16 protein-coding genes are annotated in these 20,609 nt (G+C 59.8%); 11 read left to right on the top strand and 5 right to left on the bottom strand.

Going from position 1 to position 20,609, the window contains the following annotated elements:
* Nucleotides 1-69: 69 nt before the first annotated feature.
* On the bottom strand, nt 70-513 hold the full coding sequence (locus CYR52_RS20135; protein ID WP_101829301.1) for a peptidylprolyl isomerase: 444 nt from the start codon (nt 511-513) through the stop codon (nt 70-72).
* 275 nt (nt 514-788) lie between these two features.
* On the opposite strand from CYR52_RS20135, the gene ogt reads away from it, so the two are divergent.
* From ogt to uspE, 3 genes are all read left to right on the top strand, one after another.
* Nucleotides 789-1,340: a methylated-DNA--[protein]-cysteine S-methyltransferase gene (gene ogt, locus CYR52_RS20130; protein WP_101829300.1), complete on the top strand. Its 552-nt coding sequence runs from the start codon at nt 789-791 to the stop codon at nt 1,338-1,340.
* A gap of 287 nt (nt 1,341-1,627) precedes the next feature.
* Nucleotides 1,628-2,383: a fumarate/nitrate reduction transcriptional regulator Fnr gene (gene fnr / locus CYR52_RS20125; protein WP_072929791.1), complete on the top strand. Its 756-nt coding sequence runs from the start codon at nt 1,628-1,630 to the stop codon at nt 2,381-2,383.
* A gap of 159 nt (nt 2,384-2,542) precedes the next feature.
* Nucleotides 2,543-3,541, top strand: coding sequence for a universal stress protein UspE (uspE, locus tag CYR52_RS20120; RefSeq protein WP_072929794.1), 999 nt, complete (start codon nt 2,543-2,545; stop codon nt 3,539-3,541).
* Between the two features lie 146 nt (nt 3,542-3,687).
* Here the strand turns inward: uspE and pntB are convergent, their stop codons facing one another.
* Together pntB and pntA are read right to left on the bottom strand one after the other, a co-directional pair.
* Nucleotides 3,688-5,079, bottom strand: a complete 1,392-nt coding sequence (gene pntB, locus CYR52_RS20115; RefSeq protein ID WP_072929796.1) for a Re/Si-specific NAD(P)(+) transhydrogenase subunit beta — start codon at nt 5,077-5,079, stop codon at nt 3,688-3,690.
* Nucleotides 5,080-5,089: 10 nt separating this feature from the next.
* Nucleotides 5,090-6,622, bottom strand: a complete 1,533-nt coding sequence (gene pntA, locus CYR52_RS20110) for a Re/Si-specific NAD(P)(+) transhydrogenase subunit alpha (protein ID WP_072929798.1) — start codon at nt 6,620-6,622, stop codon at nt 5,090-5,092.
* A 560-nt stretch (nt 6,623-7,182) separates the two neighbouring features.
* On the opposite strand from pntA, the gene ydgH reads away from it, so the two are divergent.
* Together ydgH and CYR52_RS20100 are read left to right on the top strand one after the other, a co-directional pair.
* Nucleotides 7,183-8,142, top strand: coding sequence for a DUF1471 family protein YdgH (gene ydgH / locus CYR52_RS20105; protein WP_072929800.1), 960 nt, complete (start codon nt 7,183-7,185; stop codon nt 8,140-8,142).
* A gap of 261 nt (nt 8,143-8,403) precedes the next feature.
* Nucleotides 8,404-9,795, top strand: a complete 1,392-nt coding sequence (locus CYR52_RS20100) for an amino acid permease (protein WP_101829299.1) — start codon at nt 8,404-8,406, stop codon at nt 9,793-9,795.
* A 69-nt stretch (nt 9,796-9,864) separates the two neighbouring features.
* On the opposite strand, the gene CYR52_RS20095 is transcribed toward CYR52_RS20100, so the two are convergent.
* On the bottom strand, nt 9,865-10,278 hold the full coding sequence (locus tag CYR52_RS20095) for a hypothetical protein (RefSeq protein ID WP_072929805.1): 414 nt from the start codon (nt 10,276-10,278) through the stop codon (nt 9,865-9,867).
* Nucleotides 10,279-10,550: 272 nt separating this feature from the next.
* On the opposite strand from CYR52_RS20095, the gene rstA reads away from it, so the two are divergent.
* From rstA to CYR52_RS20075, 5 genes are all read left to right on the top strand, one after another.
* The gene (gene rstA, locus CYR52_RS20090) at nt 10,551-11,273 is read left to right on the top strand and encodes a two-component system response regulator RstA (RefSeq protein ID WP_072929807.1); all 723 of its coding nucleotides are present in this window, start codon (nt 10,551-10,553) and stop codon (nt 11,271-11,273) included.
* A complete protein-coding gene (rstB, locus tag CYR52_RS20085; RefSeq protein ID WP_072929809.1) occupies nt 11,270-12,574 on the top strand; it encodes a two-component system sensor histidine kinase RstB in 1,305 nt (434 codons plus the stop codon). Before rstA ends, rstB begins: the two co-directional genes overlap by 4 nt.
* 51 nt (nt 12,575-12,625) lie before the next feature.
* Nucleotides 12,626-14,107 (top strand): carboxypeptidase M32, encoded by a 1,482-nt coding sequence (locus tag CYR52_RS20080; RefSeq protein WP_165699103.1) that lies wholly within the window; start codon nt 12,626-12,628, stop codon nt 14,105-14,107.
* A gap of 301 nt (nt 14,108-14,408) precedes the next feature.
* Complete coding sequence (gene ydgU / locus CYR52_RS23175) at nt 14,409-14,495, top strand: small membrane protein YdgU (protein ID WP_476739375.1); 87 nt, start codon at nt 14,409-14,411, stop codon at nt 14,493-14,495.
* A 145-nt stretch (nt 14,496-14,640) separates the two neighbouring features.
* Nucleotides 14,641-15,468 (top strand): trypsin-like serine peptidase, encoded by an 828-nt coding sequence (locus CYR52_RS20075; protein ID WP_101829297.1) that lies wholly within the window; start codon nt 14,641-14,643, stop codon nt 15,466-15,468.
* Here the strand turns inward: CYR52_RS20075 and hrpA are convergent.
* Nucleotides 15,449-19,324 carry an ATP-dependent RNA helicase HrpA gene (gene hrpA, locus CYR52_RS20070; protein ID WP_101829296.1) on the bottom strand — a complete coding sequence of 1,292 codons (3,876 nt, stop codon included), beginning with the start codon at nt 19,322-19,324 and terminating at the stop codon, nt 15,449-15,451. The two genes, CYR52_RS20075 and hrpA, sit on opposite strands and share 20 nt — an antisense overlap.
* Before the next feature lie 260 nt (nt 19,325-19,584).
* On the opposite strand from hrpA, the gene azoR reads away from it, so the two are divergent.
* Nucleotides 19,585-20,190, top strand: coding sequence for an FMN-dependent NADH-azoreductase (gene azoR / locus CYR52_RS20065; RefSeq protein WP_072929818.1), 606 nt, complete (start codon nt 19,585-19,587; stop codon nt 20,188-20,190).
* The last annotated feature ends 419 nt before the right edge of the window (nt 20,191-20,609 follow it).

The raw sequence follows: 20,609 nt of genomic DNA, 5'->3' as shown, positions 1-20,609 counted from the left end.
GGCGGTCTTCACGCCCGCTGCGTATGACAGATGCCGGTCAGGCCACTGACCGGCATTTTTTATGGCGGTTTACCCCGCGTCGGGCAACCAGACGCCGTGCGGCCGGATGCCGCTGCAATAAATCACATGGAAACCGTCCGGCGAGCGGAACACCGGGCTTAAGGTATCGGCGTCCAGCGCGAACAGCACGCGTTCCAGGCAGGCGGGCAACATGCCGCGCGTTACCCAGCCGAGTGCGCCCCCGGCGGCGGCCTGCGGGCCGTCTGAGTGGCGCTGCGCCAGCCGGTGAAAGCGGCGGATGTCGATTAACAGACGCTGGTAAAGGCTGCGCATACGTTGCTCCGTGTCAGCGGCCTGCGCCGGGGTGCAGGCAAGAAACAGGTGGCTGGCCTGCCGGCGCTCCGGCAGGTGTTGCGGCACAACACCCGCCGGGCGACGCACGGGCTGGGTGGCCGGGGGGTAGCCAGCCCATGCCGGTTCCGTGGCGTGATAACGGGTCTCCTGCTCTGCCATACTCTCTCCTCTTGCCGCCGTGCGGCACGGGTATGCGGGGTAACGGATCTGCACCTGGCGGCACGCCACTATCTAACGGCGCATCATGATAAAAAGCACAAGCAAAGGCTGTGCCAGCGTGCAAAGGCGCCCCTGTGCGCTGCGTGCGCCCTGCCTTACCGCCGCGTTGCCGGGTGACGGTGCAGCGGCCGCACCCAGGCAGAAAAAGCTGCACACTGCCGGGGCACGGCGCGTTACACTGAAGCAGGTTCTGGCAAGCATTCAGGAGAGTGACGATGCTGACACTGTTAATCGGGAAGATGCCGACGCCGCTGGGCGAGCTGCTGGTGGTGGCGGATGAGCAAGGCTGCCTGCGCAGCGTGGAGTGGCAGGAGTTTGAGGGCCGGATGCAGCGGTTACTGGCGCTGCATTACGCCAAGCCGGGGTTTGTGCTGCGCGAAGCGGTGAACCCGCACGGCCTCGCCAGCGCGCTGGAGGCCTATTTCAGCGGCGATCTGGGCATTATCGACACCCTGCCGGTCGCCACCGGCGGCACCGCGTTCCAGCGGCAGGTGTGGGCCGCGTTGCGTACCATTCCCTGCGGGCAGACCCTCAGCTACGGCGCGCTGGCGCAGCAGCTTGGCGTACCCGGTGCGTCACGCGCTGTGGGCACCGCCAACGGCGCAAACCCGATAAGTATTGTGGTGCCCTGCCACCGGGTGATTGGCGCGAACGGCACCCTGACCGGCTATGCCGGGGGCGTTAACCGTAAGCAGTGGCTGCTGCACCATGAAGGGGTTCCCGGCCGGGCACCGGTGCAGCACAAACAACAGTTAAGCTTGCTTTAAGTTAAATTTAAATGCTGATAAATAGCGGCAGCGCCCTTTTTTCTCCGGCCTGCTCGCCGCTTTTCTTTTTATTTTGCGCTTGGTGTCACGTTTTTTTTGCACAAAATAACGCCAGCCGGATTTATCTGTTATTTCCCTATGCAAAATAAGTCTTTATTTTCATGTGCCTATCGCTAACTCCGTGCCCTGTCTCGTTTTTTTGACATACACCGCTTCTGGGGTGGCTTATCAGTGACCAAAAAAGATGTTAAAATTGACCAATATCAATTCTTGCCTGAGCGACTATTATGATCCCAGAAAAACAGCGAATCATTCGACGTATCCAGTCTGGCGGTTGTGCCATCCATTGCCAGGATTGCAGCATCAGCCAATTGTGCATTCCCTTCACCCTGAACGAACATGAACTCGATCAGCTCGATAATATTATCGAAAGGAAGAAGCCGATTCAGAAAGGACAGGCGCTTTTCCAGGCGGGCGACGAACTGAAATCACTGTACGCCATCCGCTCCGGCACCATCAAAAGCTATACCATCACTGAACAGGGTGACGAGCAGATCACCGGGTTCCATCTGGCGGGCGATCTGGTGGGGTTTGATGCCATCAGTACCCATCAGCACCCGAGTTTTGCCCAGGCGCTCGAAACGTCGATGGTGTGCGAAATCCCGTTCGAGACGCTGGATGACCTCTCCGGCAAGATGCCTAACCTGCGCCAGCAGATGATGCGCCTGATGAGCGGCGAAATTAAAGGCGATCAGGACATGATCCTGCTGCTCTCCAAGAAAAATGCGGAGGAGCGGCTGGCCGCCTTTATTTACAACCTGGCACGCCGTTTTGCCCAGCGCGGCTTCTCCCCGCGTGAGTTCCGCCTCACCATGACCCGTGGTGACATCGGCAACTATCTCGGCTTAACCGTGGAAACCATCAGCCGCCTGCTCGGCCGTTTCCAGAAAAGTGAGATCCTCAGCGTGAAAGGCAAGTACATCACCATTGAAAATGGCGATGCGCTGGCCCAGCTTGCCGGAAACCCGCGTCAGGTTGCCTGATTTTCCCGGCGGTTACTGATACAAGTTGTCTATTGGTCCGGATCAATAAATTCAAGCAATTTATTGATCCGACTCACTTCTCCGTCTGTCCTGTTCGCCAATGTTGAGTTACTCTGTAAGCTGACAGTCTGTATTTTACAGCTCTGTGAGGAGGACCTTATGGCGAATTATCAACATCTGCTGGTGGCAATTGACCCCAACCAGGATGACCAGCCCGCCCTGCGGCGCGCGGTTTACCTGGTGCAGCACAATGGCGGGCGCATCAAAGCCTTTTTGTCCATTTATGATTTCTCGTATGAAATGACCACCCTGCTTTCGCCTGATGAACGGACTGCCATGCGTCAGGGCGTGATCAGCCAGCGGGCAGCCTGGATTAGTGAGCAGTGCCGTCACTATATTGATGCCGGGGTCCCGATCGAGATCAAAGTGGTGTGGCATAACCGCCCTTATGAAGCGATCATCCAGGAAGTGCTGGCCGAGAAGCACGATCTGGTGCTGAAAATGACCCACCAGCATGACCGGCTGGAGTCGGTGATTTTCACCCCCACCGACTGGAACCTGCTGCGCAAATGCCCCTGCCCGGTCTGGATGGTCAAAGACCAGCCGTGGCCGGAAGGCGGCAAAGCGCTGGTGGCAGTCAACCTTTCCAGTGAGGAGCCGTACCACGACCCGCTCAACCTGAAACTGGTGAGCGAGACGCTGGCGCTGGCGAAAAATGTCAACCAGACCGAAGTGCATCTGGTCGGTGCCTATCCGGTCACGCCGATCAATATCGCCATTGAGCTGCCGGACTTTGACCCCAGCGTCTATAACGATGCGATCCGCGGCCAGCACCTGCTGGCGATGAAAAGCCTGCGGCAGAAATTCGGCCTGGGCGAAGAGATGACCCACGTTGAAAAAGGGCTGCCGGAAGAGGTGATCCCCGATCTGGCTGAGCACCTTCAGGCCGGGGTGGTGGTGCTGGGCACCATCGGCCGCACCGGGATTTCAGCGGCCTTTATCGGCAACACCACGGAACATGTGATCGATCACCTGAAATGTGACCTGCTTGCGCTGAAACCGGATGATTTTGTCTGTCCGCTGGAAGCGGAGCAGCAGGAACCGAAGATGCCGACGGCGGAGCCTACCCCGCCCAGCGAAAATAACCCGGTTGCCTGACGCCGGGCCGCCGTTACCGGCAAACGCGGGTCAAAGGCAAAAGCCTGTCAACAGGCAGCAAAAAGGGTCGCCGCGGCGACCCTTTTATTTTCTGCACGTTTATTTCTGAATAACGTGACGAGGTGTTTCCCGTGGTTTCCCGGCGGTTACAGCGCCCGCAGGATGTTGTCCACGCTCTCTTTGGCATCGCCAAACAGCATCTGGGTGTTTTCCTTGAAGAACAGCGGGTTCTGCACCCCGGCATAGCCGGTGTTCATTGAGCGTTTAAACACAATCACATTCTGCGCTTTCCACACTTCCAGCACCGGCATCCCGGCAATCGGGCTGCGCGGGTCGTCCTGCGCCGCCGGGTTGACCGTGTCATTTGCGCCGATCACCAGCACCGTGTCGGTGTCGCTGAAATCCTCATTGATCTCATCCATCTCCAGCACGATGTCATACGGCACTTTGGCTTCCGCCAGCAGCACGTTCATGTGGCCCGGTAACCGCCCGGCGACCGGGTGGATGCCGAAACGCACCGTGATGCCGCGCGCGCGCAGTTTGGCGGTGATGTCATGCACCGGGTATTGCGCCTGCGCCACCGCCATGCCGTAGCCGGGGGTGATGATCACGGAGGTGGAGTTTTTCAGCAGCTCAGCCACCTCTTCCGCCGTGGTTTCACGGTACTCGCCCATCTCTTCGGCCTCGCCGGTGGACGATCCGTCCGTGCCGAAGCCCCCGGCAATCACGCTGATAAACGAGCGGTTCATCGCCTTGCACATAATGTAGGAGAGAATCGCACCGGAGGAGCCGACCAGCGCCCCGGTCACGATCAGCAGGTCATTGCTCAGCATGAAACCGGCCGCCGCCGCTGCCCACCCGGAGTAGGAGTTCAGCATCGATACCACCACCGGCATGTCTGCACCGCCAATCGAGGCCACCAGATGCCAGCCGAACGCCAGGGCCACCAGCGTCATCACCAGCAGGGCAAAGGCTTGCCAGCCGGCGCTGTCAGTGCGCACAAAGATGATCAGCATCATCGCGGACACCACCAGCGCGGCCAGGTTCAGCTTATGCCGGTTCGGCAGCATCAGCGGTTTGGAGGAGATTTTGCCGCGCAGTTTGCCGAACGCCACAATCGAGCCGGTAAAGGTCACCGCACCGATAAAGATCCCGAGGAACACTTCGGTCAGGTGGATGTTTTCCATCACCGGCATCATCGGCGCACTGCCGTGGTCCAGGTAGCTGTTGAACCCCACCAGCACCGCCGCCAGCCCGACAAAGCTGTGCAGCACCGCCACCAGCTCCGGCATTTCTGTCATTTCAACTTTACGCGCCAGGTGGATGCCGATGGCCCCGCCAATCAGCATCGCCACAATAATCCAGCCGACATGGCCGGTATCGGGGCCGAGGATGGTGGCAATCAACGCAATCGCCATCCCGGTGATGCCAAAGAGGTTCCCCTGGCGTGAGGTTTCATGTTTCGACAGCCCAGCCAGGCTGAAAATAAACAGAACAGCGGCAACAATATATGCTGCAGTAACCAATCCTTCAGACATATAAGGCCTCTTAGTTTTTCCGGAACATTTTCAGCATGCGCTGCGTGACGGTAAAGCCACCGAAAATATTGATGCTGGCAATCAGCACGGCAATAAAGGAGAAGAAACTGACCCAGCCACCGTGGCCAATCTGCAACAAGGCCCCGACCACAATAATCCCCGAAATGGCATTGGTAACGGACATCAGCGGCGTATGCAGCGCATGGCTGACGTTCCATACCACGTAGTAACCCACCACGCAGGCCAGCGCAAACACGGTAAAGTGCGACAGGAACTCACGCGGCGCGACGTTGGCCAGCCAGCCGAACAGAATGATGGCCAGCGCCAGGAAGGCATATTTTTTGAACGGGGACGGCGGCGCGGTTGGCGCACTCACCTGCGGCTCCGCCTTCGCGGCCGCCGCTTTCGGCTGGGCCGAGACCTGAATCGGCGGGGCCGGCCAGGTGATTTCACCGCGGTTGACCACCGTGACGCCACGGATCACGGTGTCGTCAAAGTCGATCACCACCTCACCGTTTTTCTCTTTGCAGAGCAGTTTCAGCAGGTTCACCAGGTTGGTGCCGTACAGCTGGGAGGACTGGGTCGGCAGACGGCTCGGCAGGTCGGTATAGCCGATGATGCGCACGCCGTTTTCTGTCACCGTAATCTGGTCAGCCACCGTTAATTCACAGTTGCCGCCGGTTTGCGCCGCCAGGTCAACAATCACGCTGCCCGCCTTCATTGAGGCCACCATCTCGCGGGTAATGAGTTTTGGTGCCGGGCGGCCGGGGATCAAGGCCGTGGTGACGATGATGTCCACCTCCTGCGCCTGCGCGGCAAACAGCGCCATCTCCGCCTGGATAAAGGCCTCGGACATCACTTTGGCGTAACCGTCACCGCTGCCCGCTTCTTCTTCAAAATCCAGCTCCAGGAATTCGGCGCCCATACTCTGCACCTGCTCTTTCACTTCCGGGCGGGTGTCGAAGGCGCGCACGATGGCCCCCAGGCTGCCGGCGGCCCCAATGGCGGCCAGCCCGGCCACCCCGGCACCAATCACCATCACTTTGGCCGGCGGCACTTTGCCGGCGGCGGTGATCTGGCCGGTAAAGAAGCGGCCGAATTCATGCGCGGCTTCCACAATCGCCCGGTAACCGGCGATGTTGGCCATTGAGCTGAGGGCATCCAGGGATTGCGCGCGCGAGATGCGCGGCACGGAATCCATCGCCAGCACCGTGACCTGGCGCCCGGCCAGTTGCTGCAAGAGTTCCGGGTTCTGTGCCGGCCAGATGAAACTGATAAGTGTCGTGCCCGGTTGCAGCAGCGCAACCTCACGGGCGTCCGGTGCGTTCACTTTCAGGATGATGTCCGCCTGCCAGATCTCATGGCTGTCGGTGATGACCGCGCCCGCGTCCTGAAACGCCTGATCCCCGAAGCTGGCGGCCTGCCCCGCGCCCTGTTCAACAGCGACGCTGAACCCTAATTTCAGCAGCTGCTCCACCGTTTTCGGTGTGGCGGCCACCCGGGCTTCATTGGCCGCCCGCTCTTTAGGTACACCAATACGCATAATGATCCTTTTACCGTTAAGAGGTGGTTGTTGTAGAGGTGGTAATTGTTGTGCCACTGCACGGTTCCGGCCGGCGATAACCCGCTGCCTGGTGACGGAATAACCCGTTACAGAACCGATATAAACTACTGAATATGTGAACTATGATCTATAAAGCGCCCAGCAGGCCGGACTTTTTTTGTTAAAAATGGAAGGCAGCACGCTTTTTTACGCTTTTCATTTCAAATAAAAGCAACATTTTGTCTAAATATTTGCAAACTATCGCCGTTGAGCTAAAACCTGTTGCCATGCGGTGACCGGCGCGGCCTGCCTGAAGGTTAGAATAGTGTTAATTATTGCTGTTTATGCGCTGCATTGCGTTATAAGCAAAACTACTTCACATTATGGCATTAACCCCGTCCGCGCCGGCTACCCTGTGTCTTCGCGGCAGGTGACATAAATAGCTGAGACACCTAACCTGTTTACATGTAATAATTATCGCTGTTTTGTTATACATTACTGTTACATAACAAGAAGTCAGCACGTTACTTATGTAAATGCGCAAGGCGAAAGGATTTATTATGAAGCTGAAGAACACGATTATCGCATCAGCCCTGTTTTCAATTTCTGCGCTCTCTGCTGCTCACGCCGCGCAGGAACTTACTCCAGAGAAAGCCGCAGCCCTGAAACCGTTTGACCGCATCACCGTCAGCGGCCGGTTCAACGCCATTAACGAGGCGGCGACAGCCGTGTCCCGTAAAGCGGATAAACAAGGGGCGGATGCCTTCTATATTCAGGACATCAATAATAGCAACAATGGCGGCAACTGGCGGGTTACGGCCGACCTTTACCACAACGACACCAACGCCGCGGATACGCAAAAAACCGAATACCGCGTTTTCAACGGAGTGCGTGAGCTGCCGAAGCCGGAAGCCTACCGCCTGGAACCGTATGACACGGTGACCGTCAGCGGCTTCTTCCGCAGCCAGCCGGACATCAGCGACGCCGTCTCCAAAGCCGCGGCGAAAAAAGACGCGGATGCGTTCTTTATTGTCCGCCAGATTGACGCCAACCAGGGCGGCAACCAGTTCGTGACGGCTTATGTGTATAAGAAAGATGCCAAAGAACGCAAACTGCAAAGCCCGGATGTGATCCCGGCCGATTCTGACGCCGCGAAAGCCGCGTTGGCGACCGGCGGTGCGGCCGCAGAGAAGGTGGAGATCCCAGGCGTGGCCTCTTCCGGCACACCAAGCCGTGACGTAGGCCGTTTCTTTGAGACCCAGTCCTCCACCGGTGAACGCTACACCGTGACCTTGCCGAACGGAACCAAAATTCAGGAACTGAATAACGCCACGGCGGCGCAGATGGTGCCGTTCGACTCCGTGACCTTCACCGGCCACTTCGGCAGCATGACCGACATCTCGTCGGAAGTCGCCAAGCGTGCCGCAGACAAAGGCGCGAAGTACTACCACATCACCCGCCAGTGGGAACAGAACCAGAGCGGCGGCAACCTGACCATCAGCGCCGATCTTTACAAGTAATCTGCCCCATTTTGCCAAGGCAGCCCCGGCTGCCTTTTTTTATTGGCTTTTCCGCCACGTCCCGGCGGGCGGGAAGCCGCGTTGTTTATTTATGCGGATCGCCTGCATAATTTTATGCCGCAATCATTGCATCGCCCGGCATCACTCCGTAGAATCTGCCCACTTTTTCAGGGCAATCCCCCGACATAAGTAAGCGGCGCAGCAACATTGTGCTGACTTGAATTTAACACTTGGTCATTTATTCTGCATTGGAATAGGACATTGGAAAAAAAACTAGGGTTAACCGCACTCACCGCGCTGGTGCTCAGCTCCATGCTGGGGGCCGGTGTCTTCAGCCTGCCGCAAAATATGGCGGCCGTTGCCAGCCCCGCCGCCCTGCTGATCGGCTGGGGCATTACCGGCGTCGGCATTCTTTTCCTGGCGATGGCGATGCTGCTGATCTCCCGGTTACGGCCGGATCTGGACGGCGGCATCTTCACCTATGCCAAAGAGGGCTTCGGCGAACTGATCGGCTTCTGTTCCGCCTGGGGCTACTGGCTCTGCGCGGTGATCGCCAACGTCTCTTATCTGGTGATTGTGTTTGCGGCGATAAGCTTCTTTACCGACACGCCGGACAGGGTCATCTTTGGTGACGGCAACACCTGGCAGGCGCTGATCGGCGAATCGATCCTGCTGTGGGGCGTGCATGCGCTGGTGCTGCGCGGGGTGAAAACCGCCGCCGGGATCAATATGGCGGCCACGCTGGCCAAGCTGCTGCCGCTGGGGTTGTTTGTGGTGCTGGCCGCCCTCGCCTTTAAGCTCGACACGTTCAAACTGGACTTCAAAGGCCTGGCGCTGGGTACCCCGGTGTGGCAACAGGTGAAAGACACCATGCTGTTTACGCTGTGGGTGTTTATCGGTGTGGAGGGCGCGGTGGTGGTGTCCGCACGGGCGAAGAACAAACGTGACGTCGGCCGCGCAACGATGCTGGCGGTGGTGAGCGCGCTCGGCGTCTACCTGCTGATTACCCTGCTGTCACTCGGCGTGCTGCCGCGTGCGGAGCTGGCGGAGATGCGTAACCCGTCGATGGCCGGGCTGATGGTGGATCTGATGGGGCCTTACGGCCAGATCATTATCGCCGCCGGGCTGATTATTTCGGTGTGCGGCGCCTACCTGAGCTGGACCATTATGGCAGCGGAAGTGCCGCTGCTGGCGGCTGAACAGGGTGCCTTCCCGCGTATTTTCCACGGGCAGAACAAATATGACGCCCCGGCCCCGTCACTCTGGATGACCAACGGCTCCGTGCAGCTGTCGCTGGTGCTGATCTGGCTGACCGGCAGCGATTATAACAACCTGTTGACCATCGCCTCCGAGATGATTCTGGTGCCTTACCTGCTGGTGGGTGCATTCTTATTCAAGCTGGCCCGCCAGCGCCGTGACCTGCGCCTGACGCTGGCCGCATGTGGGGCCTGCGCCTATGGCGTGTGGATGCTCTACGCCTCCGGGCTGATGCACCTGCTGCTGTCGGTGCTGCTGTATGCGCCGGGTGTGCTGGTGTTCCTGTATGCCCGCCGCGGCCATGCGGCACCGAAGGCCCTGAACCGGCTGGAGTGGACGGGCGTCGCCCTGCTGCTGCTGGCAAGCCTGCCGGCCGGCTGGATGATGATGCAGTAAACCGGGCAACCGCAGAAAACAAAAAGGCCGTATCGAAAGATACGGCCTTTTTTATCTCAGCACGCGCGCTTAATGCGTGGCGGCATTCAGGGTGACGGTCAGACATTCACCGTGTTGCTCCAGCATCACATCCTGCTCGCACTCCTCCCGCACCACAGCCAGTTGTTCCGGCGTCAGCGCGTAAGGCAGGCAGATGTCTACCGTACGCAACCCCTGCTGCCTGGCCAGCAAAATCAGCCGGGCAATATTCACTTCGTCACTGACCTGGGTGGAGACCACCTGCAACGCCAGTTCCTTGAGTTGCTCCTGCCGCGACTGGGCATCCACCGCGCGGGATTTCAGCACCAGACCAAAAATGGGCAGGACACCATAAATCGCATCAACGAAACGCCACTGTTTCTTGCACGACGCAGAGAGATACTCCATGTAATTGAAGCAGACTCGTTCACTGCCCGCAACGGATGCAAGGCGATCTGTCGTCATCCCCTGTTCCTCTCCTGGCCAGTGTTTGGCATTGAAATGATTCATTGAAAAGACGTTTCAAAGGTAACGGCGCTTATCATGGCATAACCGGCTGGGGGATTGCCAGCAACAGTCCATTCATAAAACAGGATAAACTGTAATGATTCATTGTCACCCTGAATAATTGCGGCCGCCCTGCTCATACCCTATTACCATTGCGGCGTGGCATCCCTGCCCGGCACGCGTTATGCTGGGCTTCCGGCTCCTTTCGTTTCCTTATTTTGTATAACGTTATGCATAGAATAGTGTTCGTCGAAGACGATCCGGAGGTCGGCAAGCTGATTGCCGCCTATCTGGGCAAACATGATATTGACGTGGTGGTGGAGCCGCGCGGCGATACCGCCCAGGCGGTGATTGCGCGCGAACAGCCCGATCTGGTGCTGCTTGACATCATGCTGCCCGGCAAAGACGGCATGACGCTCTGCCGCGATTTGCGGCCGCAGTTTCCCGGCCCGATTGTGCTGTTAACCTCGCTGGACAGTGACATGAACCATATCCTGTCGCTGGAGATGGGCGCGAATGACTATATCCTGAAAACCACGCCGCCGGCGGTGCTGCTGGCGCGGCTGCGCCTGCACCTGCGCCAGCACAGCCAGCAACCGGTGCGTGACGAGCCGCCGCTGTTGTCGCGCAATGCCCTGCATATCGGCCAGCTGTGCATTGATCCGGTTAACCGCGAGGTGACGTTGGGCAGTGAAACCATCACCCTTTCCACGTCAGACTTTGACCTGCTGTGGGAGCTGGCCACCCATGCAGGGCAGATTATGGATCGCGAGGCGCTCCTGAAAACGCTGCGCGGCGTAAGTTATGACGGCCTGGACCGCAGCATCGATGTGGCGATTTCCCGCCTGCGGCGCAAACTCTATGACAACGCGCTGGAGCCGTTCCGCATCAAGACAGTGCGCAACAAGGGCTACCTGTTCGCCCCCAACGCCTGGGAGACGGCGCAGCCATGAGAAAGCTGTTTATCCAGTTCTTCCTGCTGCTGTTTGTCTGTTTTCTGGTGATGGCGATGCTGGTCGGGCTGGTGTACAAAGTCACGGCGGAGCGCGCCGGGCGGCAGTCGATGGATGACCTGATGAAAAGCTCGCTCTACCTGATGCGCAGCGAGCTGCGGGAGATCCCGATGCGCGACTGGAACAAAACCCTGACCACGCTCGACCTGAACCTCTCGTTCAAGCTGCATATTGAGCCGCTCGGCAAACGCTCGCTGGGCGCTGACCTCGACCGCCGCCTGCGGCTGGGGGAGATTGTGGCGCTGGATGATGAGTACACCTTCATGCAACGGGTGCCGCGCAGCCATTACGTTCTGGTGGTCGGGCCGATCCCTTACCTCTTCTACCTGCATGAGATGCGGCTGCTGGATCTGGCGCTGCTGCTGTTTATCGGGCTGTCGCTGGCGTTGCCGGTCTTTCTGTGGATGCGGCCCCACTGGCGTGACCTGATGCAACTGGAGAACGCCGCCCAGCGGCTGGGGGCCGGGCACCTGGACGAGCGCACGCATTTCGACAGCACGTCCAGCCTGAACCGGCTCGGTATCGCCTTCAACCAGATGGCGGACAACATCAATACCCTGATTGCCAGCAAAAAACAGCTGATTGACGGCATCGCCCACGAACTGCGCACGCCGCTGGTGCGGCTGCGTTACCGGCTGGCGATGAGTGACAACCTGGAAGAGAGCGAGCACACCGCCCTGAACCGTGACATCGGCCAGCTTGAATCGCTGATTGATGAGCTGCTGACCTATGCGCGCCTCGACCGCCCGCAGGTGGCACTGAAGCTTGACCCGGTGGATCTGCCCGCCTGGCTGGCTGACCGGGTGGAGGATATCCGGCTGGTCAACCCGCAGCGCGAGGTCACGCTGGCGATGCCGCACCGGGGCGATTACGGTGCCATTGACCAGCGGCTGATGGAGCGGGTGCTGGATAATCTGGTGAATAATGCCCTGCGCTATGCCACCCTGCATTTGCGCATCAGCCTCTGGCTCAACGGCGAGGAAGCCTGTTTACAGGTAGAGGATGATGGCCCCGGCATTCCACCGGAGGCGCGCGAGCGGGTATTTGAGCCCTTTGTCCGCCTCGACCCGAGCCGTGACCGCGCCACCGGCGGCTGTGGCCTGGGGCTGGCGATTGTGTTTTCCATTGCGCAGGCGTTCCAGGGCCGGGTGTTTGTGGAAACCAGCCCGCTGGGCGGTGCCTGTTTCCGCTTCTGCTGGCCGGTAAAAGCGGCCCTGAGCCTGCCGGGCGAACCGCGCTGAGCGCCCCGTTACCCGATATTCTTAAAGAACGTACCCATTATGGAGAATGTGATGACTTCTGCTTATTCCCACCTGCAACGCACCTTTACCCGGCTCTCCCGTTTCGGCCATCTGTCGGCGATCGCCGGGTGGGACATGCAAACCATGATGCCGCCGCAGGGCAGCCAGGCACGTTCGGAAGCGTTGGCCGAGCTGAGCGTGCTGTGCCACGGCATCCTGACTGCCCCGGAGGTGGGTGACTGGCTGGCGCAGGCGCACCAGGAGACGCTGGATGACGCCGCGCGCGCCAACCTGCTGGAGATGCAGCGTGCCTATGACAACGCCGTGCTGCTGCCTGCCTCGCTGGTTGAGGCGAAATCGCTGGCGGGGGCGCGGTGCGAACATGCGTGGCGCAGCCAGCGCCCGGCGAATGACTGGCAAGGTTTCGCCGCCAACCTGAAAGAGGTGGTGCGCCTGAGCCGCGAAGAAGCGGCCATCCGCGCCCAGGCCGCCGGTACCGGCCGGTACGATGCGCTGCTGAACCTGTATGAACCGGGGATGACCAGCGCCCGGCTTGATACCCTGTTCGGTGACCTGAAACAGTGGCTGCCGGATCTGTTGCAGCGGGTGGCCGAAAAGCAGCGCAGCGAAACCTGCCTGACGCCGCAAGGCCCGTTTGCGGTAGACGCCCAGCAGGCGCTGAGCCTGAAGGTGATGGCGCTGCTCGGCTTTAACTTTGACGGCGGCCGGGTTGACGTCAGCGCGCACCCGTTCTGCGGCGGCGTGCCGGAGGATGTGCGTATCACCACGCGTTACAACCCGGAGGATTTCCTGACGGCGCTGATGGGCATCGTGCATGAAACCGGCCACGCCCGTTATGAGCAGAACCTGCCGCGTGAGTGGGCCGGCCAGCCGGTCGCCCTCGCCCGTTCAATGGCGGTCCATGAATCCCAGAGCCTGCTGTTTGAGATGCAACTGGCGCGCAGTGCCCCATTCCTGCAATGCTTGCGCCCGCTGGTCATCGCGGCTTTCGGCGAGCAGGAAGCACTCAGCGAACAGAATTTCCTGCGCCTGAACCAGCGCGTGCAGGCGGGCCTCATCCGCGTGGATGCGGATGAGGTGAGCTACCCGGCGCACGTCATCCTGCGTTATGAGATCGAAAAGGCGCTGATTGAGGGTGAGATCGAGGTAGATGACATCCCTGCCCTGTGGGATGAAAAAATGCAGCACTATCTGGGGCTGGATACCCGTGGGAACTACCGCAATGGCTGTATGCAGGACATCCACTGGACGGACGGCGCGATCGGGTATTTCCCGACCTATACGCTGGGCGCAATGTACGCCGCCCAACTGTTCCAGGCAGCTAACCGTGCCTTACCGACGCTGCAACAGGACATTGCCGGCGGCAACCTGACGGGCCTGTTTGACTGGCTGAAACAGAATATCTGGCTGCACGGCAGCCGTTTCTCCACGGATGAGCTGATGACCCGCGCCACCGGCGAGCCATTGAACCCCGCATGGTTCCGTCAGCATCTGGAAAGCCGTTATTTATAGTGATGCCGGGCCGGCTTTTCCGGCCCGTTTTCTTTTGCTGAGGTGAGGCTATAAAGTCACTATTAGTATGTTGTAACTAATAAGCGCCTCTCCCGGACATACCGGGAAGGTTACCCGCTTCCCCTGTTTTTCCTGCCGTACATTCGGTTACACGCCGACACCAATCACTCACGGAAAGCGCCCGCCAACCGCCCTACTATCACATCACGGCCTTGCCATACCGTTGTGGTACCGGCACGTCTACCGTCTGACACCCGGCTTATGCCGGGTTTTTTATATCAGGCCCCGTTGATGAGGCAGGATGGATATGCTGCGCCGCTACCTGTTTGAAATTATTCTGGCCGCCCTGATCCTCTGTGGCCTGATTGCCGTCTGCTGTTATCTTTGAGGGTGGCTATTTGTGACCGGTGCCCGGTAAGCGAAAGAAATCCTTCGCAAAATCAAATGGCACCAATTCATACTGAAGATGAATACAGCTATAGTTACTTATATAAAAAATGTTAGGGATATCCCCTTTTCAAGGCCAGATTGTTATGCGCATGTCGCTAGTTGTTGTCTGTTTATGGGGGTTATGTGCGCTACCGGCACACGCGGATGCCCCGGAAAGTGAGCAAACCCGGCTGTTCTTCGGCCATGACGATCGCACCCGCCCTTCCCACGCCACCGACTGGCCGTGGCAGGCTATCGGCCAGGTGGAAACCGTCAGCGGCAATCTGTGCAGCGCCACCCTGATCTCCCCCCATCTGGCGCTGACGGCCGGCCACTGCGTGCTGTCGCCACCGGGCGTGATTGACCGCGCCGTGGCGCTGCGCTTTGTCAGCCGCGGCGGGAAATGGCGTTACGAATACACCAAATTACAAACGCTGGTGAACAAGGAGTTGGGCAAGAAACTCAAGGCTGAAGGTGATGGCTGGATTGTGCCGCCAAAAGCGGCAATCTGGGATTTCGCGCTGATCCGCCTGCCGGAAGGCGTGAAGGTGCCGCTGAAACCGCTGCCGCTCTGGCAGGGGTCGCAACAGGAACTCACCACCGCGCTGAAGCTGGCTGAACGCAAAGTGACGCAGGCCGGCTACCCGGAAGATCACCTGGAAACGCTCTACAGCCACCATGACTGTCTGGTGACCGGCTGGGCGCAAAGCGGCGTGCTGTCGCACCAGTGTGACACCCTGCCCGGTGACAGCGGATCACCGTTGTTACTCAGGCAGGGAGAACAAGGCTGGTCGCTGATTGCGGTGCAAAGCTCTGCCCCCTCCGCGGAGGACCGCTACCGCGCGGATAACCGCGCCCTGGCCGTCACGGCCATCCGGGCGCAGTTGGCGGCGCTGGACCCGCGCGCCGGGGCTAGCTCAGCTGCTCCATAGCCTGCAGGATACGTTTGTCGGAGATCGGGTATGGCGTACCGAGTTGTTGCGCAAAATAGCTGACGCGCAGCTCCTCAATCATCCAGCGGATCTCCGTCACCTCCGGGGCGTCACGCCGGGCGGGCGGCAGTTTGTTCAGCCACTGCTGCCACGCCTGCTGCACCTGCTCCACTTTCAGCATCTGGGCACGATCGCGGTGCGGATCGGTCGGCAGTTTCTCCATCCGCCGCTCAATCGCCTGGAGATAACGCAGGGTATCCGGCAGTTTTTTCCAGCCGTTGCGGGTCACAAAGCCCCGGTAGACCAGCCCGGCCATCTGGCTCTTGATGTCAGAGAGCGCCAGCGCCATCGACATGTCCACCCGCCCTTTCAACCGTTTATTGATGTTGAACACCGCCGTCAGGATCTGCTCGACCTGCTGGGCAATCTCCACCACCGTCTCGTTGAGGCGCGCCCGCACAAATTCATGCAGGCGGGCAAAGTTCGCCTCATCCCAGGCCGGGCCGCCAAATTCGGCGATCAGCTTGTCGACGCCGCAGGCGATGCAATCATCAATCAGCTCCAGCACTTTGCCGTACGGGTTGAAGTACAGCCCCAGCTTGGCTTTGTTAGGCAGCTTCTCATGCAGGTACTTGATCGGCGACGGGATATTCAGCAGTAACAGGCGGCGCGTGCCCTGCCACATCGCCTGCTGCTGTTCCGGCTCGCTGTCAAACAGCCGGATGCCGATGCTCTCTTTCTCATCCACCAGCGCCGGGAAAGCGCGGACTTCATAGCCGCCGCGTTTTTGCTCGTAGCGTTCCGGCAGCGCGCCAAAGCTCCAGAGGTGCAGGCCGCTCTGCTCGATGCCGTCATCCGCCACCGCGGAGAGCGTCTCCTGCACTTTCTCTTTCAGCTGGCTGCGCAGCGCGGCCAGGTCTTTGCCTTCGCGCAGCGTTTTGTTTTTCTCATCCACCACCCGGAAAGTGATTTTCAGGTGATCGGGCACCTGATCCCACTGCCAGTCCTCGCGGGACACCGTGACGCCGGTCATTTTGCGCAGCTCTTTTTCCAGCGCGTCCAGCAGCGGCATCGCCAGCGGCGTGGTACGCGCCAGGAACGCCTCGGCATAGTTCGGTGCCGGGACAAAGTTACGCCGCACCGGTTTCGGCAGTGATTTGATCAGCGCAATAATCAGCTCGCGCCGCACGCCGGGGATCTGCCACTCGAAGCCCTGCTCCTCCACCTGGTTCAGCAGCGGCAACGGGATATGCACCGTGACGCCGTCGGCATCCGCACCCGGTTCAAACTGGTAGGTCACCCGCAGTTTCAGGTTGCCCTGATGCCAGAAGTTCGGGTAATCCAGTGCGCTGATGCTGGCCGCGCCCTCTTTGATCAGCATCGCTTTCTCAAAGTTGAGCAGATCGGCAGGCTGTTTTTTCCACCAGCTGTCAAAGTGCCGGGCCGAGATGACCTCATGGCCGATGCGCTGGTCATAGAAGGCGAACAGCGTTTCGTCATCCACCAGAATGTCGCGGCGGCGGGACTTGTGCTCCAGCTCCTCCACTTCCGCCAGCAATTTCAGGTTGGCGCGGAAGAAGGCGTGGCGCGTCTGCCAGTCGCCCTCCACCAGCGCATGGCGGATAAACAGCTCGCGGCAGAGCGCCGGGTCGATTTTGCTGTAGTTGACCGGGCGCGCCGCCACAATCGGCAGGCCGAACAGCGTGACTTTTTCCGTCGCCATCACCGCCCCCTGCGATTTCTCCCAGTGCGGTTCGCTGTAGCTGCGCTTGATCAGGTGCTGGGCCAGCGGCTCGATCCACTCCGGCTCAATTTTCGCCGCAATGCGCCCCCACAGGCGGCTGGTTTCCACCAGCTCGGCCACCATCAGCCACTTCGGCGGCTTCTTGAACAGCCCGGAGCCGGGGAACACCGCAAAGCGGGCGTTGCGCGCGCCGGTGAACTCCTGTTTTTCGGCGTCTTTCTGGCCGATGTGCGACAGCAGGCCGGTCAACAGCGCGCAATGCACCTCGCGGTACTCCGCCGGCAGGCTGTTGACCGGCAGCCCCAGCTCTTTCACCACCTGGCGCAGCTGGGTGTAGATGTCCTGCCACTCGCGCACCCGCAGATAGTTGAGGAAATCACTGCGGCAGAGCTTGCGGAACTGCGCCGACGACAGCGCTTTCTGCTGCTCTTTCAGGTAGTCCCACAGGTTCACAAAGGCCAGGAAATCAGAGTCTTTGTCGGCAAAGCGGCGGTGTTTCTCATCCGAGGCCTGCTGCTTGTCGAGCGGCCGCTCGCGCGGATCCTGGATCGACAACGCGGCCGTGATGATCATCACCTCGCGTACGCAGCCGTTTTTCTGCGCTTCCAGCACCATGCGCGCCAGCCGCGGGTCAATCGGCAACTGGGCCAGTTGCCGGCCCTGCGCGGTCAGCTGGTAGTGGCCCTTCTCATTGGTGTGGATTGCCCCCAGCTCCTCCAGCAGGCGCACGCCATCCTGGATGTTGCGCTTGTCCGGCGCTTCCACAAACGGGAAGGCAGCGATGTCGCCCAGCCCGAGCGAGGTCATCTGTAAGATCACGGACGCCAGGTTGGTGCGCAGAATCTCCGGGTCGGTAAAGGCCGGGCGTGACAGGAAATCCTGCTCGTCATACAGCCGGATACAGATCCCTTCGGAGACACGCCCGCAGCGCCCTTTGCGTTGGTTGGCTGACGCCTGTGACACCGGCTCAATCGGCAGCCGCTGCACTTTGGTGCGGAAGCTGTAGCGGCTGATGCGTGCGGTGCCGGGGTCAATCACATATTTAATGCCCGGCACCGTCAGCGAGGTTTCCGCCACGTTGGTGGCCAGCACGATGCGCCGCCCGGAATGGGACTGGAATACCCGGTTCTGTTCGCTGTTGGAGAGGCGCGCATAGAGCGGCAGGATCTCGGTATGCGGCAGGTTAAGCCGGTTCAGGCCGTCCGCCGTGTCACGGATTTCACGCTCACCGCTCATAAAGATCAGGATGTCGCCCGGCCCCTCGCGCCCCAGCTCCTCGACCGCGTCAAAAATCGCCTGTAACTGGTCGCGCTCGGTGTCGTCCGCGTCATCCGCCACCGGGCGGTAACGGACTTCCACCGGGTAAGTCCGGCCGGAGACTTCGATAATCGGCGCATTGTTGAAGTGGCGTGAAAAACGCTGCGGATCGATGGTGGCCGAGGTGATGATCACCTTGAGATCCGGGCGTTTCGGCAGCAACTGGCGCAGGTAACCGAGGATAAAGTCAATGTTGAGGCTGCGTTCATGCGCCTCATCGATGATCAGGGTGTCGTACTGCATCAGCAGCCGGTCTTGTTGGATCTCCGCCAGCAGGATGCCGTCGGTCATCAGTTTCACCTGGGTGGTGTCACTGACCTGATCGTTAAACCGGACTTTATAGCCGATGGCCCCGCCGAGCGTGGTTTCCAGCTCGTCGGCGATACGGTTGGCCACGGTGCGCGCCGCCAGCCGCCGCGGCTGGGTATGGCCGATCTGGCCTTTGATGCCGCGCCCGAGCTCCATACAGATTTTCGGCAACTGGGTGGTTTTACCGGAGCCGGTTTCACCGGCCACAATCACCACCTGATGGTCGCGCACTGCCTCCAGGATCGCCTGTTTTTTCTGGCTGACCGGCAGGTTTTCCGGGTAGGTGATGCGCGGGCGCGCGGCCATACGCTGGGCCACCCGCTGGCGGGCTGCCTCGATGTCCTGGCTGAGTTCGGCGGCGATCGCCTCCTGTGCCTGCGGATTACTGACCTTGCGGGCACCCTGCAGGCGACGCTGCAGGCGCTGTTGGTCACGGAGCATCAGGTCCGGCAGGTGCTGGGCCAATGCCGCGAGCGGAGATTTCACAATGGTGTTCCTTGTTGCTGGCAAGCGCCCGGAAGGCACTTGATTCTGAAAGAGTTCGGCTTTGGCGGGCCATACTGGTTTTTATGGTAGCACAGGCCGGGGCTGCTCCGGCACCCTTCGCACGGCCAGCGGTTCTGCTTGTTCAATAAAATCGAATAGAGTGCTCGAAATATTGCGCTTTTACTGTTGTGGCTTTGCCCCTACAGTAGCAACCATTCAACGGGCACACAGCCCTGACATGACGAACTAAGGAATGACCTATGAGTAAAGTTCTGGTACTGAAATCAAGCATCCTGGCGACCTATTCACAATCGAATCAACTGGCTGACTTCTTCACTGAAGAGTGGAAAGCAGCGCACGCGGCAGATGAAATCACTGTGCGTGACCTGGCTGCCAACCCGGTACCGGTACTGGACGGTGAGCTGGTCGGCGCGCTGCGCCCGTCCGACGCGCCGCTGACCCCGCGTCAGGAAGAGGCGCTGGCCCTCTCCAACGAATTGATTGAAGAACTGCAGGCGCATGACGTCATCGTTATGGCGGCACCGATGTACAATTTCAATATCTCCACCCAGCTGAAAAACTACTTTGACCTGATTGCCCGTGCCGGCGTCACCTTCCGTTACACCGAAAACGGCCCGGAAGGCCTGGTAAAAGGCAAACGTGCGGTGATCCTGACCACCCGCGGCGGCATCCACAAAGATACCCCGGCTGACCTGGTGAACCCGTACCTGACGCTGTTCCTGGGCTTCATCGGCATCACTGACATCGAGTTCGTGTTTGCGGAAGGCATGGGTTACGGCCCGGAAATGGCCAGCAAAGCGCAGGAAGAGGCGAAGGCCGCGATTAAGCAGGTTGTGGCCGCCTGATTCAGGTTGAGTTGATTACCCTCATTTTTTGCTCCTGATGTTTTGGGGTGAAGGTTTTGGGCGCATCCTTTAGAGGGTGCGCTTTTTTATTTGGGCCTGGAGACAATTCCGGTTGTCTGCCGGTGGAAGGTTTCGGTTGTCTGGCAGTGGAGGGTTTCGGTTGTCTGGCAGTGGAGGGTTTCGGTTGTCTGGCAGTGGAGGGTTTCGGTTGTCTGGCATCGCGTGTTGCCTGAGACACTGCGCCTCAACCGAGCAGGGCCTGCCGGCGCGCCGGCCCTGCACCCGCGCGCTTCCGGTGCCCCGGCTGAATCATTGCCCGCTCCCGCGGGTTCCCTCACTCCGCCTCCGGGCTTTTCGGGCCGCCGCTAATGACAGTCCCTGTCATGGGCGTCTTTCGCGGGCGTCCTGCCCGCTCACCC

Source organism: Chimaeribacter arupi, assembly GCF_002858805.1.
Taxonomy (GTDB): domain Bacteria; phylum Pseudomonadota; class Gammaproteobacteria; order Enterobacterales; family Enterobacteriaceae; genus Chimaeribacter; species Chimaeribacter arupi.
The sequence above is the reverse complement of the archived record's forward strand: the minus strand, read 5'-3'. Positions and strand labels throughout refer to the sequence as shown.

Excerpts from the sequence above, each read along its gene's own strand:
- pntB (WP_072929796.1), bottom strand. The coding sequence starts at position 5,079 with ATGTCTGAAGGATTGGTTACTGCAGCATATATTGTTGCCGCTGTTCTG.
- ydgU (WP_476739375.1), top strand. The coding sequence starts at position 14,409 with ATGGATATGCTGCGCCGCTACCTGTTTGAAATTATTCTGGCCGCCCTG.
- ydgH (WP_072929800.1), top strand. The coding sequence starts at position 7,183 with ATGAAGCTGAAGAACACGATTATCGCATCAGCCCTGTTTTCAATTTCT.
- CYR52_RS20075 (WP_101829297.1), top strand. The coding sequence starts at position 14,641 with ATGCGCATGTCGCTAGTTGTTGTCTGTTTATGGGGGTTATGTGCGCTA.
- azoR (WP_072929818.1), top strand. The coding sequence starts at position 19,585 with ATGAGTAAAGTTCTGGTACTGAAATCAAGCATCCTGGCGACCTATTCA.
- uspE (WP_072929794.1), top strand. The coding sequence starts at position 2,543 with ATGGCGAATTATCAACATCTGCTGGTGGCAATTGACCCCAACCAGGAT.
- CYR52_RS20095 (WP_072929805.1), bottom strand. The coding sequence starts at position 10,278 with ATGACGACAGATCGCCTTGCATCCGTTGCGGGCAGTGAACGAGTCTGC.
- pntA (WP_072929798.1), bottom strand. The coding sequence starts at position 6,622 with ATGCGTATTGGTGTACCTAAAGAGCGGGCGGCCAATGAAGCCCGGGTG.
- rstB (WP_072929809.1), top strand. The coding sequence starts at position 11,270 with ATGAGAAAGCTGTTTATCCAGTTCTTCCTGCTGCTGTTTGTCTGTTTT.
- CYR52_RS20080 (WP_165699103.1), top strand. The coding sequence starts at position 12,626 with ATGACTTCTGCTTATTCCCACCTGCAACGCACCTTTACCCGGCTCTCC.
- fnr (WP_072929791.1), top strand. The coding sequence starts at position 1,628 with ATGATCCCAGAAAAACAGCGAATCATTCGACGTATCCAGTCTGGCGGT.
- CYR52_RS20135 (WP_101829301.1), bottom strand. The coding sequence starts at position 513 with ATGGCAGAGCAGGAGACCCGTTATCACGCCACGGAACCGGCATGGGCT.
- rstA (WP_072929807.1), top strand. The coding sequence starts at position 10,551 with ATGCATAGAATAGTGTTCGTCGAAGACGATCCGGAGGTCGGCAAGCTG.
- ogt (WP_101829300.1), top strand. The coding sequence starts at position 789 with ATGCTGACACTGTTAATCGGGAAGATGCCGACGCCGCTGGGCGAGCTG.